This is a genomic window from Pseudomonas sp. LRP2-20, from assembly GCF_024349685.1.
Taxonomy (GTDB): domain Bacteria; phylum Pseudomonadota; class Gammaproteobacteria; order Pseudomonadales; family Pseudomonadaceae; genus Aquipseudomonas.
Genome location: NZ_AP025944.1, coordinates 1,047,951 through 1,062,519 on the forward strand (window position 1 = coordinate 1,047,951; position 14,569 = coordinate 1,062,519).

Consider the following 14,569-nt stretch of genomic DNA (forward strand, 5'->3'; position numbering starts at 1 on the left):
AGATTTCCTGAGATCTGCAAGCTTGTGCTGTGCCTGTGGGAGCGGGCTCGTCCCGCGAAGAGGCCGGTAAGGGCTATTGCTCAATCAACACTCACACCGGAAAAGTTATTGCGCCCGAACGGGCTGACCTTGAAATCGGCCACCTTGATGCTCAGCGGCTGGTTCACCGTGGAATGCGCCACCGGGGTGATCGGCACTTGCTGCTTGAGGCGCTGCTGGGCCTGCTGGTATAGCGCCGTGCGCTGCTCGCGGTCGGTGACCTGCTTGGCCTGCTTGACCAGGCTGTCGTACTGCGGGTCGCACCACAGCGAATAGTTGTTGCTGCCGATGGCGTCGCAGTTGTAGAGGGTGCCGAGCCAGTTGTCCGGGTCACCGTTGTCGCCGGTCCAGCCGATCAGAGCGATGTCGTGCTCGCCGCTCTTCATGCGCTTGAGGTATTCGCCCCATTCGTAGCTGACGATGCGCACCTTGAAGCCGAGCTTGTTCCAGTCGGACTGCAGCATCTCGGCCATCAGTTTGGCGTTGGGGTTGTACGGGCGCTGCACGGGCATCGCCCACAGGGTGATCTCGGTGCCTGGCTTGACCCCGGCTTGCTGCAGCAGCTGCTTGGCCTTTTCCGGGTCGAAGGGCGCGTCCTTGAGGCTGTTGTCATAGGACCATTGGGTCGGCGGCATGGCATTGACCGCCAGCTGGCCGGAGTCCTGATACACCGCCTGGAGAATGGCCTGCTTGTTCACCGCCATGTCCATGGCCTGGCGCACTTCCAGGCGGTCGAACGGTGGGTGCTGGGTGTTGTAGGCGATGTAACCAAGGTTGAAGCCCGGCTGCTGCATGACCTGCAGCTTGCCGTCGGCCTTGAGCGCCGGCAGGTCGGCCGGGCGCGGGTGCAAGGTGACCTGGCATTCATTGCGGCGCAGTTTCTGGATGCGTACCGACGGGTCGGTGTTGATCGAGAACACCAGGTTGTCGATCTTCACTTCATCTGGCGCCCAGTAATCCTTGTTGCCCTTGAAGCGGATCTGCGAGTCCTTCTGGTAACGCTGGAACACGAACGGCCCGGTGCCGATCGGTTGCTGGTTGATGTCGCTGGGGCGCCCGCTGGCCAGCAGCTGCTCGGCGTATTCAGCAGAGAGTATCGAGGCGAAGCTCATCGCCAGGTTCTGGATGAATGCGGCGTCGACCTTGTTCAGGCTGAACACCACGGTCATCGGGCCGGTTTTCTCGACCCGGGCGATGTTCTTGTCCAGGCCCATGCTGACGAAGTAGGGGAATTCGGTGGGGTAGGCCTTACGGAATGGCTGGTCCTTGTCGAGCATGCGGTTGAAGGTGAACAGCACATCGTCGGCGTTGAAGTCACGGCTTGGCGTGAAGGCCTTGTTGGCGTGGAACTTCACGCCCTCGCGCAGGTGGAAGGTGTAGCGCAGGCCATCGTCGGAGACTTCCCATTTCGTCGCCAGCGCCGGGTGCACGGCGGTGCCGCCGCGTTCGAATTCCACCAGGCGGTTGTAGATCGGTTCGGCGGCATCGTTGTCGGTGGCGCTGGTGTACTGGGCGGTGTCGAAGCCGGCCGGGCTGCCTTCGGAGCAGAACACCAGGTTCTTGGCCTGAAGGGCAGGGGCCTGGCTCAGCAGGCCGAGGGCCAGTAGGGTCGAAAGGCGAGTGACGTGGCGCATGGCGGTTCCTTTTCCAGCTGTTTACGCCGCCTCGGGGTACGAATGACGGCAACAGTTTGCCGACTCCGTCGCGGATAGCGTCGGAGTGGGCACGAGATGCTTGATGGTGGTGAGGTGGCCTCCGCCGTCGATCGGCGGGGGCCGGGACCTACCCTATTTGTCCACGCTGACGCCGTAGAAGGAGTTCAACGCGAATGGGCTGATCTTGAAGTCCTTCACCTTGGTGCTCATCGGCTGGTAGACCGTGGAGTGGGCGATCGGGGTGATAGGCACCTGCTCCTTGAGGATGTGCTGGGCCTTCTGGTACAGCTCGGTACGCTTGCCCTGGTCGGAGGTGGCCTTGGCCTGCTTGATCAGGTCGTCGTAGGGCTTGTAGCACCACTTGGAGAAGTTGTTGCCGTCGATGGCGTCGCAACCGTAGAGGGTGCCGAGCCAGTTGTCCGGGTCACCGTTGTCGCCACTCCAGCCAATCAGCATGGCGCCCTGTTCGCCGCCTTTGGATCGCTTGATGTACTCGCCCCACTCGTAGCTGACGATCTTGGCCTTGATGCCGATCTTCGCCCAGTCCGATTGCAGCATCTCGGCCATCAGCTTGGCGTTGGGGTTGTATGGGCGCTGTACGGGCATGGCCCACAGGGTGATCTCGGTGCCTTCCTTGACGCCGGCTTTCTTGAGCAGTTCCTTGGCCTTTTCCGGGTCGTACGGCGCATCCTTGATGCTGGTGTCGTAGGACCACTGGGTCGGTGGCATGCCGTTGACGGCGAGCTGGCCGGCGCCCTGGTAGACCGATTCGATGATCTTCTTCTTGTCGACGGCCATGTCCAGGGCCTGGCGCACTTCAAGCTTGGCCATCGGGTTAGGCTCGTTGCTGCCCTTGATCTTGTCCATCACGTTGTAGGCGATGTAGCCGAGGTTGAAGCCGGCCTGTTGCGGCATCTGCAGGTTCTTGTCGGCCTTCAGCGGCTCGATGTCGGCGGGGCGCGGGAACAGGGTGACCTGGCACTCGTTCTTCTTCAGCTTCTGCATGCGCACCGAGGCGTCGGTGGTGATGGCGAAGATCAGGTTGTCGATCTTCACGTCCTCGGGCTTCCAGTAGTCCTTGTTGCCCTTGAAGCGGATCTGCGCGTCTTTCTGGTACTTGCTGAACACAAATGGGCCAGTACCGATCGGCTTCTGGTTGATATCGGCGGCCTTGCCGTCCTTGAGCAACTGGTCGGCGTACTCGGCGGACTGGATGGAGGCAAAGCTCATGGCCAGGTTCTGGATGAACGCGGCGTCCACTTCATTGAGGGTGAACTTCACCGTGTGATCGTCGAGTTTCTCCACCTTGGCGATGTTCTTGTCCATGCCCATGTCGGTGAAGTACGGGAATTCGGTGGGGTAGGCCTTACGGAAGGGGTGGTTCTTGTCGAGCATGCGGTTGAAGGTGAACAGCACGTCGTCGGCGTTGAATGCGCGGGTCGGCTTGAAGTAGTCGGTGGTGTGGAACTTGACCCCTTCACGCAGGTGGAAGGTATAGGTCTTGCCGTCCTCAGCCACGTCCCACTTGGTCGCAAGGCCCGGGATGACCGCGGTGCCACCGCGCTCGAACTGGGTCAGGCGGTTGAACACGGTCTCGGCCGAGGCGTCGAAGTCGGTTCCGGTGGTGTATTGCCCCGGGTCGAAGCCGGCCGGGCTGCCTTCGGAGCAGAACACCAGGTTGGACGCGGCGTGGGCCAGCGGAGCGCCAGCGAGCAAGCCTGCACCTAGCAGGAACGGAATGACTGCGTGTTTGAGCATGGTGGCCTCATTGTTGTCATTTTTGATTTTGAGGTGGCCTCGTGAGCCGACCTGCGGATACTTATGCAGGGGGTATTCCCAATGCAACAGGCACAAGGATAGTTGGCGTCAGAAAAGTAGTACGAGCGTACATGAATGTCGCATTCGTATAACTTTCAGCGAAGTTGAACGTTTGCGCAGGCGAAATGATGGCTTTTTGCGGGATATTTCGGGGCGGGGGAGTGTGTAGGAAGCACCTATATGGTGCGTAGGAAATTTCTCTGTTTCGGGAATTTCACCCGTGGTTCCTGTGGGAGCGGGCTTGCCCGCGAACTCCGGCCAAGCCGGTGCCAGGCACCGTGTCGCCTTTTTCGCGGGCAAGCCCGCTCCCACAGGTACTGCTTATCGGCTTAAGGCATCTGCACTTCGATCAGGCCATCAGCATTCATGCTGACTTCGCTGGTGCCGGCCTCGATATCCGGCGCCGGTGCCGCTTCATCGGCCGCCATGGCCTTCATCGCCATTGGGGCGCTGCGCAGGTAAGGGCGCGGATACCCGGAACTGTTCAGGTTCAGGCTGACCACTTTATAGCCCTTGCCCCCCAGCGCCTCGGTGGCCAGCTGCGCACGGGCCTTGAACGCATTCACCGCGTCCTTGAGCAGCTCATCCTCGCTGGCCTTGCGCGTGGCCGGGGCAATCGAGAAGTCCATGCCACCCATCTTCAGGTCCTGCAGCAGGTCTGCGGTGAGCTGGGACAGGGCCGGGAAGTCGGCACCTTCCAGGCGCAGCTCGGCGCGTTCGCGCCAGCCGGTGATCTTCTGGCCCTTGCTGTCATAAACCGGGTAGCTGTTACGGCTGCCCTGGCTGATCTTCACGTCCTTGACCTGGCGTGCCTGCTGCACGGCCTTGTTCATGGTTTCGGTGATCTGCTTGGCGAGCTTGCCTGGGTCGGTATTCTGCGCTTCGCTGTAGAGGGTCACGACCATCAGGTCACGTGCCACTTCCTTGCTGACTTCGGCGCGCAGCGATACCTGGTTGAAGCGCGGCTCGTCGGCCGCCAGTGCCGGCAGGCTGGCGAGCAGGCCGCAGGACATGATCAGGGCCGCGCCGCGACGTGGGATGTGCATGTGTTACTCCTTGGCAATAGTGGGCGTGGAGTCTGGCCATCCATTCCACGCATGGCCCATCAGACCCGGAGCAGTGTAGTGGGTTCAAAAGTGCCACTATGAACTTGTGACAAAGTGTGGCGCTTTGCCGCATCGCTGCAGCGGGGCGCCCGGCTTCGGTATACTTCAGCCGATTGAGCACTCATCGGGAGAGCGCATGCTCGCCGCCGCACAACCGTTATCCGCAACACGCCAGAACCTCTGGCGCCTGACTGTCATTCGCGTTCTGGTCCTGGCCGCCCAGGCAGGCTCCGTGGGCGTCGCCTACTGGACCGACCTGCTGCCGCTACCCTGGCTGTCGCTGGCCGCCACCCTGGCGCTGTCGTCGATCCTTTGCGCCTTCACCGCCTTGCGCCTGCGCCTATCGCTGCCGGTCACCGAAACTGAATACGCCCTGCAGCTGGCCTGCGACCTGCTGATTCACAGCGCCTTGCTGTATTACTCCGGCGGCTCGACCAACCCGTTCGTGTCCTATTACCTGGTGCCGCTGGCGATTGCCGCAGTGACCTTGCCGTGGTTGTATTCGCTGATCCTCTCGGGCATCGCCCTGACCGCCTACAGCCTGCTGCTGGTGCAGTTCTACCCGCTCGAGGGGCTGCCGATGGCGCGGGACAAGATGCAGGTCTACGGCATGTGGCTGAGTATTGCCCTGGCCGCCGCCGTGATCACCTTCTTCGCCGCGCGCATGGCCGAAGAACTGCGCCGCCAGGAGCAACTGCGTTCCGAGCGCCGCGAAGAAAGCCTGCGTGACGAGCAACTGCTGGCCGTCGCCACCCAGGCTGCTGGCGCCGCCCACGAACTGGGCACACCCTTGGCGACCATGAGCGTGCTGCTCAATGAAATGCGCCAGGACCACACCGACCCGCTGCTGCAGGAAGACCTGCAGATCCTTCAGGACCAGGTCAAGCTGTGCAAGGAAACCTTGCAGCAACTGGTGCGCGCCGCTGAGGCCAACCGCCGCCTGGCGGTGGTCGAGCAGGATGTCACCGCCTGGCTCGACGAGGCGTTGAACCGCTGGCACCTGATGCGCCCGGAGGCCAGCTATCGCTTCCAGCGCCTGCGCGACGGCCAGGTGCCGCGCCTGACCCCGCCACCGGACCTGACCCAGGCGCTGCTGAACCTGCTGAACAATGCCGCCGATGCCTGCCCCGATGACCTGCAGGTGACCCTTGACTGGGATGCCCAGGACATTCTGATCAGCATCCGCGACCATGGCCCCGGCGTGCCGCCGGCCATTGCCGAAGCGATCGGCAAACCCTTCATTACGACCAAAGGCAAAGGTTTCGGCCTGGGCCTGTTCTTGAGCAAAGCCAGCGTGACCCGTGCGGGCGGTTCGGTGAAACTCTATAGTCATGAACAGGGTGGCACCCTGACCGAATTGCGCCTGCCCCATGGCAAGCGAGGAGATGAATGATGAGCGAAGAAAACCAGGTCGAAGGCGAAGAGCTGCCGCACCTGCTGCTGGTGGACGATGACGCCACCTTCACCCGGGTCATGGCCCGCGCCATGAGCCGCCGCGGTTTCCGCGTGAGCACGGCCGGTTCCGCCGAGGAAGGCCTGATCCTGGCCCAGCAGGACCTGCCGGACTACGCCACGCTGGACCTGAAGATGGAAGGCGACTCGGGCCTGGTGTTGCTGCCCAAGCTGCTGGAGCTGGACCCGGAGATGCGCGTGGTGATCCTGACCGGTTACTCGAGCATCGCCACCGCCGTCGAGGCGGTCAAGCGCGGTGCCTGCAACTACCTGTGCAAGCCGGCCGACGCCGACGACGTGCTGGCAGCACTGCTGTCGGAACATGCCGACCTGGACTCCCTGGTGCCGGAAAACCCGATGTCGGTGGACCGCCTGCAATGGGAGCACATCCAGCGCGTGCTGAACGAGCACGAGGGCAATATCTCCGCCACCGCGCGGGCGCTGGGCATGCACCGCCGGACCTTGCAGCGCAAATTGCAGAAGCGCCCTGTTCGCCGCTGAATGGCTGTCTGCCTCTTCGCGGGCAAGCCCGCTCCCACAGGAATCTCAACAGCCCCGAAGGCAGTGCAGAGCCTGTGGGAGCGGGCTTGCCCGCGAAAGGGCCGGTACAGACAGAAACGTGTTTAAAGTCCTGCTCGATCCCCGCATTTCCTGACGCGTTGGCGTATCATTAGCCGCCTAACGGCAACTCCCATCAGGACCGCTTGCGCATGCTCGCCCTTCTTATCCAGACGCTGAACATCACGGCGCCCGTCTTCGCCATGCTGTTCATGGGCGTGCTGCTCAAACGCATCCACCTGATCGACGACAATTTCAACCGCGTCGCCTCGCAGCTGGTGTTCAACGTCTGCATGCCGGCATTGCTGTTTCTCGGCATCTATCACGCCGACCTGACAGCGGCAGTCAAACCCAAGGTCATCCTCTACTTCGTCGCCGCCACCCTGGTCGGCTTTGCCGTGTCCTGGGGCATGGCCATCTGGCGCAGCCCGCTGGCCGACCGCGGCATCTACACCCAGGGTGCGTTTCGCGGCAACAACGGCGTGATCGGCCTGGCCCTGGCCGCGAGCCTCTATGGTGACTACGGCATCTCCCTGGGGGCGGTGCTCGCCGGCCTGGTGATCCTCATGTACAACTCGCTGTCGGCGGTGGTGCTGGCGGTGTACAGCCCGGACCTCAAGTCCGACCCCTGGAGCATCTGCAAGAGCATCCTCAGCAACCCGCTGATCATCAGCGTGCTGGTGGCCACGCCGATGGCTTACGGCCAGGTGCCACTGCCCAACTGGCTGCTGACTTCGGGTGACTACCTGGCGCAGATGACCTTGCCGCTGGCGCTGATCTGTATCGGCGGTACCCTGTCGCTGGCGGCGCTGCGCGACAGCGGCAAGCTGGCCATCGATGCCAGCCTGGTGAAGATGGTCTGGCTGCCACTGATCGGCACCTTGGGTGCCTGGTTGTGCGGCTTCCGTGGCGCCGAGCTGGGTATCCTGTTCCTGTACATTGGCAGCCCGACCGCAGCAGCCAGCTACGTCATGGCCCGCGCCGCCAACGGCAACCATGAACTGGCGGCGTCGATCATCGTGATCACCACGCTAATGGCGGCGATCACCACCAATATTGGTATTTTCATCTTGCAGTGGGGCGGATGGATCTAGATCCTTGACTGCAAAACAACAGAAACAACACAGCCTCACTGAGCCAAAGGACACTTCATGCAAGACCAGAGCACGCCCGAGCCGTTGAAGCGCGGGCTGAAGAATCGCCATATCCAGCTGATCGCGCTGGGTGGTGCCGTTGGCACCGGGCTGTTCCTGGGCATCGCCCAGACCATCCAGCTGGCCGGCCCCTCCGTTTTGCTGGGTTACGCCATCGCTGGCCTGATGGCCTTCTTCATCATGCGCCAACTGGGTGAGATGGTGGTCGAGGAGCCGGTCGCCGGCAGCTTCAGCCACTTCGCCCACCAATACTGGAGCGAGTTCGCCGGGTTCGTCTCCGGTTGGAACTACTGGGTGGTGTACGTGCTGGTTGGCATGGCCGAACTCACGGCCGTGGGCATCTATGTGCAGTACTGGTGGCCGGAATTCCCGACCTGGGCCACGGCGGCGATCTTCTTCGTGGTGATCAACCTGATCAACCTGACCCAGGTGAGGGTCTACGGCGAGATGGAGTTCTGGTTCGCCCTGGTCAAGGTGGTGGCGATCGTCAGCATGATCGGCTTTGGCGCCTGGATGCTGGCCAGCGGCCATGGCGGCGCGGATGCCAGTGTGGCCAACCTGTGGCAATACGGCGGGTTCTTCCCCAATGGCGTGACCGGGCTGGTGATGGCGCTGGCGGTAATCATGTTCTCGTTCGGTGGCCTGGAGCTGGTCGGCATCACTGCAGCCGAGGCCGACAACCCGCGCCAGAGCATCCCCAAGGCGACCAATCAGGTGGTGTACCGCATCCTGATCTTCTACATCGGCGCCCTGGCCGTGCTGCTGTCGCTGTACCCCTGGCAGAAAGTGGTGCAGGGCGGCAGCCCGTTCGTGATGATCTTCCACGAACTGGACAGCGACCTGGTGGCGACCATCCTCAACATCGTGGTGCTGACCGCGGCGCTGTCGGTGTACAACAGCTGCGTTTATGCCAACAGCCGCATGCTGTTCGGCCTGGCCAGCCAGGGGGATGCGCCGCGTCAGCTGCTCAAGGTCAGCCGCAGCGGCGTGCCACTGACGGCGTTGGGCGTTTCGGCCTTTGCAACCGGCATGTGCGTGCTGATCAACTACATGATGCCTGGTGAGGCGTTCGGGCTGCTGATGGCGCTGGCGGTGTCGGCGCTGGTGATCAACTGGGCCAGCATCAGCATTACCCACCTGAAATTCCGCAAGGCCAAGCTGGCGGCGGGCATTACCCCGTTCTACCAGAGCTGGGGGCACCCGCTGACCAACTACCTGTGCCTGGCGTTCATCGTGCTGATTCTGGTGGTGATGTACCTGACCCCGCCGATTCGCATTTCGGTGCTGCTCATTCCGGGTTGGATTGCGCTGCTATGGGTGGCCTTCAAGCTGAAGAAGGCTCGCCAGGCCCTGTAAGTAAGACAGGCCCGGCCTTTTCACGGGTAAACCCGCCCCCACAGGTTCTGCGCTGTACCTGTGGGAGCGGGTTTACCCGCGAAGAGGCCGGGCCTGCAAAGACTGAATCAGGCTTGATAGCTGTCGATGACTTCCTGCGCGGCCCTGAACGCATCGATCGCCGCCGGCACCCCCGCATAGACTGCGCAATGCAGTAGCGCTTCGCGAATCTCCTCTACCGTACAGCCATTGTTCAATGCCCCGCGCACATGCCCCTTGAGTTCCTGTGGGCACTTGAGCGCCGTCAGCGTGGCCAGGGTAATCAGGCTGCGGGTTTTCAGCGGCAGCCCGTCACGTGCCCAGACACTGCCCCAGGCATGCTCATTGACGAAGTCCTGAAGCGGCTGTGTAAAGTCGGTGGCATTGCCCAGGGCGCGGTCGACGAAGGCATCGCCCATCACCTGGCGGCGAATCTGTTCGCCGGTCTTGTTGCTCTCAGCCATGTTGTTTTCCTTAGTGTTGGCGGCGCCAGGCACGAACGGTGGTTAACAACAGCACCACCACGAGCACCGGCAGAACGTAGAACAGCATCAACCGCTCCAGGCGGCCGGCCAGCGGCATGCCCATGGTAAAGGCCGCCACATGCAGGCCGTAGACCAGGTACAGGCAGAGGAACACCAGCCCCTCGGCGCGGGTGATGCGATAACCGGAGTAGAACACCGGCAAGCTCAGCGCGGCGACGCCAAGCATCACTGGCAGGTCGAAGGCCAGTGCATTGGGCGAGATGGTCAGTGGCTCGGGGGTGACCAGCGCGGTCAGGCCGAGTACTGCCAGCAGGTTGAACAGGTTGCTGCCGATCACCGTGCCGACCGCAATTTCCCGTTCACCCCGAATGGCGGCGATCAGCGCGGCGGCAAGCTCAGGCAGCGATGTGCATACCGCGACCACGGTCAGGCCGATGACACGTTCGGACAGGCCCAGATCAGTAGCCACTTCAATGGCAGCTTCCAGCAGCAGGTGGCCGGCCAGGCTCAGCAGGCCAAGGCCGAACAGCACCTGTAGCAGTGTCCCGGACCAGAAGCGCCCGGCGCTGGCTGCCCCGGCATCTGGCGCAGGGTAGGTGCGCGCATAGTTGCGTGACTGGTGCCACAGCATGGCCAGGTAGCCCGCCAGGGCGAGCAGCAACAACAAGCCTTCGAACCGGCCAAGATGGCCATTGGCACAGAGTGCATAGACCAGGCCGCTGGCGGCAATCATCAGCGGGATGTCCAGGCGCACCAGTTGGCGCGATACCCGCAAGGGGATGATCAGCGCCGCCAGGCCGAGGATGACCAGCACGTTGAAGATATTGCTGCCGATCACGCTGCCCACGGCCACGTCGGGCGCACCCTGGTAGGCGGCCTGCAGGCTCACGGTCAGTTGCGGTGCGGTACTGCCGAAGGCCACCAGGCTCAGGCCGATGATCAATGGCCGCACGCGCAGGCGCCCGGCCAGGCGCAGCGCCGCGCGCACCAGCAGTTCAGCTCCGGCGATCAGCAGCAGCAGGGAAACGCCCATTTGCAGCAGGCTGAAGGTGGGGAGGGTGGCCAGGTCGAAAATGGTCGGGCTCCAGTCAGGGCGGGTGTCAGGTCAGTCGCTCAGACCTTGTACCCGGACGCGCGCCGTTCCGCTACGGAGCATGCCGATTTTTTCTGCTGCGGCACGTGACAGGTCGATCAACCGGCCGCGGGTGTGCGGGCCACGGTCGTTGATGCGGACCACCACGCTGCGGTCGTTGGCCAGGTTGGTGACCAGCACCCGGCTGCCGAAGGGCAGGCTGCGGTGGGCGGCGGTGAGGCCGTGCTGGTTGAATGGTTCGCCGCTGGCGGTGCGTTTGCCGTGGTGGCGCGAGCCGTAATAGGACGCGGTGCCGGTTTCGTTGTAACCGCGGGGGTCGATGTCATGGCTGGCGCAACCGGCCAGGACAGAGAAGAAGGCGAGGGTGGTGAGGAATCGTTTTAGCAATTCGGATGCTCCGGTATGGCCCTTTCGCGGGCAAGCCCGCTCCCACAGGCACAGCGACATACCTGTGGGAGCGGGCTTGCCCGCGAACGAGGGCGAAGCCCTCGCAAGGCTACAGGGAAAAAACAATCACCCTTCGAGCTTGGCCTTGAGCAATTGGTTCACCTGCCCCGGGTTGGCCTTGCCTTTGGACGCCTTCATCGCCTGGCCGACGAAGAAGCCGAACATCTTGCCGCGCTTGGCCTCGTCGGCGGCGCGGTACTGTTCGACCTGTTCGGCATTGGCCGCGAGCATTTCGTCGAGCATCTTGTCGATCGCGCCGGTGTCGGTAACCTGCTTGAGGCCTTTGCTTGCGATGATGCTGTCGGCATCGCCTTCACCGGCGGCCATGGCTTCGAACACAGTCTTGGCGATCTTGCCGCTGATGGTGTTGTCGCGAATGCGCAGCAGCATGCCGCCCAGGTGCGCGGCGCTGACCGGCGCCTGGTCGATCTCGATGCCGAGCTTGTTCAGCAGGCTGCCCAGCTCGACCATGACCCAGTTGGCGGCCAGTTTGGCGTCGCCACCGATCTTCACCACTTCTTCGAAGTAGTCCGCCTGTTCGCGGCTGGACGCCAGTACGTTGGCGTCGTAGGCCGACAGGCCGTACTGACTCTGGAAGCGCTCGACCTTTTGCGGTGGCAGCTCCGGCAAGCCCGCGCGAACGGTTTCGAGGAAGCTGTCCTCGATCACCACCGGCAGCAGGTCCGGGTCGGGGAAGTAACGGTAGTCGTTGGCTTCCTCCTTGCTGCGCATGGAGCGGGTCTCGTCCTTGTTCGGGTCGTACAGGCGGGTTTCCTGCACCACCTTGCCACCGTCCTCGATGAGGTCGATCTGGCGCTGGATCTCGCTGTTGATCGCGCGCTCGATGAAGCGGAACGAGTTGACGTTCTTGATCTCGCAGCGGGTGCCGAACTCGGCCTGGCCTTTCGGGCGGATCGACACGTTGCAGTCGCAGCGCAGCGAGCCCTCGGCCATGTTGCCGTCGCAGATGCCCAGGTAGCGCACCAGGGCGTGGATGGCCTTGACGTAAGCCACGGCTTCCTTGGCGCTGCGCATGTCCGGCTCAGAGACGATTTCCAGCAGCGGCGTGCCGGCACGGTTGAGGTCGATGCCGGTGGAGCCGCTGAAGTCTTCGTGCAGGCTCTTGCCGGCGTCCTCTTCCAGGTGCGCGCGGGTGACACCGATGCGCTTGATGGTGCCGTCTTCCAGGGCGATGTCCAGGTGGCCCTTGCCGACGATCGGCAGGTCCATCTGGCTGATCTGGTAGCCCTTGGGCAGGTCGGGGTAGAAGTAGTTCTTGCGCGCGAACACGTTGCGCTTGCCGATCTCGGCATCGATCGCCAGGCCGAACATGCAGGCCATGCGCACGGCTTCCTGGTTCAGCACCGGCAGTACGCCGGGCATGCCCAGGTCAACCAGGCTGGCCTGGGTGTTCGGCTCGGAGCCGAAGGTGGTGGCGCTGCCGGAGAAGATCTTCGACTGGGTGGCCAGCTGGGTATGAATCTCCAGCCCGATCACAACTTCCCATTGCATGTGTGAATTCCTCAGAAGCCGTTAGGGGCGCGGGTGTGCCAGTCGGTGACTTGCTGGTAACGGTGCGCGACGTTGAGCAGGCGGCCTTCCTGGAAGTACGGGGCCAGCAGCTGCACGCCGACCGGCAGGCCATCGACGAAGCCGGCTGGCATCGACAGGCCGGGCAGGCCCGCCAGGTTGGCGGTGATGGTGTAGACGTCTTCCAGGTACGCGGCGACCGGGTCGCTGCTCTTGGCGCCCAGCTTCCAGGCCGGGTTCGGCGTGGTCGGGCCGAGGATCAGGTCGACATCGTTGAAGGCGGCCATGAAGTCGTTCTTGATCAGGCGGCGGATCTGCTGCGCCTTGACGTAGTAGGCGTCATAGTAGCCGGCCGACAGGGCGTAGGTGCCGACCATGATGCGGCGCTGCACTTCGGCGCCGAAGCCTTCGCCACGGGAACGCTTGTACAGGTCGGTGAGGTCTTTCGGCTCTTCGCAGCGGTAGCCGAAGCGCACGCCGTCGAAACGCGACAGGTTGGAGGAGGCCTCGGCCGGGGCGATCACGTAGTACGCCGGAATGGCGTGCTGCATGTTCGGCAGGCTGATTTCCTTGACCACCGCGCCGAGCTTTTCCAGCTCCTTGACGCTGGCCTGGACCAGTTCGGCAATGCGCGGGTCGAGGCCGGCGCCGAAGTATTCCTTCGGCAGGCCGATGCGCAGGCCCTGCAGCGAGCCATTGAGGCTGGCGCTGTAGTCCGGCACCGGCTCATCGATGCTGGTGGAATCCTTGGCGTCGAAGCCGGCCATGCCTTGCAGCAGCAGGGCGCAGTCTTCGGCGGTGCGTGCCAGTGGGCCACCCTGGTCGAGGCTGGAGGCGTAGGCGATCATGCCCCAGCGCGACACACGACCGTACGTCGGCTTGAGGCCGGTGAGGTTGGTCAGTGCTGCCGGCTGGCGGATCGAGCCGCCGGTGTCGGTGCCGGTGGTGGCCGGCAGCAAGCGCGCGGCCACGGCCGCGGCCGAACCGCCGGACGAGCCGCCTGGCACGTGCTCGAGGTTCCACGGGTTCTTCACCGCACCGTAGTGGCTGGATTCGTTGGCCGAACCCATGGCGAATTCGTCCATGTTGGTCTTGCCCAGGGTGACCATGCCGGCTTCGGCCAGCTTGGCGACCACGGTGGCGTCATATGGCGCCTTGAAGTTGTCGAGCATCTTCGAGCCGCAGCTGGTGCGTACGCCGAGAGTGCAGAACAGGTCTTTGTGGGCGATCGGAGCACCCAGCAGCGCACCGGTCTCGCCAGCGGCGCGACGGGCGTCGGCGGCGCGTGCCTGGCCCAGGGCCAGTTCCTCGGTGACGCTGATGAAGCTGTTGATCTGTGGGTCGATCTGCTTGACGCGCGCCAGCAGGGCGCCGGTCAGCTCTTCGGAGGAAAACGACTTGTCGGCGAGTCCGCGGGCGATCTCGGCCAGGGTCAATTCATGCATGGCAGGCTCTATCCCTTACTCGATGACTTTGGGAACCAGGTACAGACCGCTTTCGGTCGAGGGTGCGATGGCCTGGTAGGCGTCGCGCTGGTTGCTTTCGGTGACCTGGTCGGGACGCAGGCGCTGGCTGGCCTCCAGGGGGTGGGCCAGGGGCTCGATGCCGTTGGTATCGACCGCTTGCATCTGGTCGACCAGGCCGAGAATGCTGTTCAGGGCGTCAGTAATGCGTGGCAGTTCGCCGTCATTCAGGCCCAGGCGGGCCAGATGGGCGATCTTTTCCACGTCGCTGCGTTCAAGCGCCATGGTGATCTCCAGGGGAAACAAAGAACGGAATAGGGTCCGCGGTGAGGAACATGTCAGCATTTTGGCGGTCTATCGGCCGCGATCATCTGCTGGCGTGCTCGGAAAAACAG

13 protein-coding genes are annotated in these 14,569 nt (G+C 63.3%); 4 read left to right on the plus strand and 9 right to left on the minus strand.

The genetic code is table 11. From position 1 onward, the window contains the following. Positions 1-80: 80 nt before the first annotated feature. The 3 genes from OCX61_RS04520 to OCX61_RS04530 all read right to left on the minus strand — a co-directional run bounded on the left by OCX61_RS04520 (position 81) and on the right by OCX61_RS04530 (position 4,558). Entirely contained in the window at positions 81-1,673 is a 1,593-nt protein-coding gene (locus OCX61_RS04520; RefSeq protein ID WP_261942779.1) for an ABC transporter substrate-binding protein, read from the minus strand. A 153-nt stretch (positions 1,674-1,826) separates the two neighbouring features. Beyond that, entirely contained in the window at positions 1,827-3,452 is a 1,626-nt protein-coding gene (locus tag OCX61_RS04525) for an ABC transporter substrate-binding protein (protein WP_261942780.1), read from the minus strand. 389 nt (positions 3,453-3,841) lie between these two features. Next, positions 3,842-4,558 carry an SIMPL domain-containing protein gene (locus OCX61_RS04530; RefSeq protein WP_261942781.1) on the minus strand — a complete coding sequence of 239 codons (717 nt, stop codon included), beginning with the start codon at positions 4,556-4,558 and terminating at the stop codon, positions 3,842-3,844. A 196-nt stretch (positions 4,559-4,754) separates the two neighbouring features. Between OCX61_RS04530 and OCX61_RS04535 the strand changes: the two genes are divergently transcribed. The 4 genes from OCX61_RS04535 (at position 4,755) to OCX61_RS04550 (ending at position 9,138) form a co-directional block, all read left to right on the plus strand. Next, positions 4,755-6,011: an ATP-binding protein gene (locus OCX61_RS04535; RefSeq protein ID WP_085673641.1), complete on the plus strand. Its 1,257-nt coding sequence runs from the start codon at positions 4,755-4,757 to the stop codon at positions 6,009-6,011. After that, positions 6,011-6,571, plus strand: a complete 561-nt coding sequence (locus OCX61_RS04540) for a response regulator transcription factor (RefSeq protein WP_079229623.1) — start codon at positions 6,011-6,013, stop codon at positions 6,569-6,571. The genes OCX61_RS04535 and OCX61_RS04540 overlap by 1 nt, the downstream gene beginning before the upstream one ends. A gap of 209 nt (positions 6,572-6,780) precedes the next feature. After that, complete coding sequence (locus tag OCX61_RS04545) at positions 6,781-7,722, plus strand: AEC family transporter (protein ID WP_261942782.1); 942 nt, start codon at positions 6,781-6,783, stop codon at positions 7,720-7,722. Positions 7,723-7,779: 57 nt separating this feature from the next. Beyond that, complete coding sequence (locus tag OCX61_RS04550) at positions 7,780-9,138, plus strand: amino acid permease (RefSeq protein ID WP_261942783.1); 1,359 nt, start codon at positions 7,780-7,782, stop codon at positions 9,136-9,138. A gap of 107 nt (positions 9,139-9,245) precedes the next feature. On the opposite strand, the gene OCX61_RS04555 is transcribed toward OCX61_RS04550, so the two are convergent. From OCX61_RS04555 to gatC, 6 genes are all read right to left on the minus strand, one after another. Then, complete coding sequence (locus OCX61_RS04555; RefSeq protein WP_261942784.1) at positions 9,246-9,620, minus strand: carboxymuconolactone decarboxylase family protein; 375 nt, start codon at positions 9,618-9,620, stop codon at positions 9,246-9,248. Between the two features lie 10 nt (positions 9,621-9,630). Continuing rightward, positions 9,631-10,674, minus strand: coding sequence for a calcium/sodium antiporter (locus OCX61_RS04560; protein WP_261942785.1), 1,044 nt, complete (start codon positions 10,672-10,674; stop codon positions 9,631-9,633). 72 nt (positions 10,675-10,746) lie between these two features. Then, positions 10,747-11,121: a septal ring lytic transglycosylase RlpA family protein gene (locus tag OCX61_RS04565; protein ID WP_261942786.1), complete on the minus strand. Its 375-nt coding sequence runs from the start codon at positions 11,119-11,121 to the stop codon at positions 10,747-10,749. A gap of 126 nt (positions 11,122-11,247) precedes the next feature. Next, the gene (gatB, locus tag OCX61_RS04570) at positions 11,248-12,693 is read right to left on the minus strand and encodes an Asp-tRNA(Asn)/Glu-tRNA(Gln) amidotransferase subunit GatB (protein ID WP_261942787.1); all 1,446 of its coding nucleotides are present in this window, start codon (positions 12,691-12,693) and stop codon (positions 11,248-11,250) included. Positions 12,694-12,704: 11 nt separating this feature from the next. After that, a complete protein-coding gene (gatA, locus tag OCX61_RS04575) occupies positions 12,705-14,156 on the minus strand; it encodes an Asp-tRNA(Asn)/Glu-tRNA(Gln) amidotransferase subunit GatA (protein ID WP_261942788.1) in 1,452 nt (483 codons plus the stop codon). 15 nt (positions 14,157-14,171) lie between these two features. Then, positions 14,172-14,459 carry an Asp-tRNA(Asn)/Glu-tRNA(Gln) amidotransferase subunit GatC gene (gatC, locus tag OCX61_RS04580; RefSeq protein ID WP_060511330.1) on the minus strand — a complete coding sequence of 96 codons (288 nt, stop codon included), beginning with the start codon at positions 14,457-14,459 and terminating at the stop codon, positions 14,172-14,174. Between the last annotated feature and the right edge of the window lie 110 nt (positions 14,460-14,569).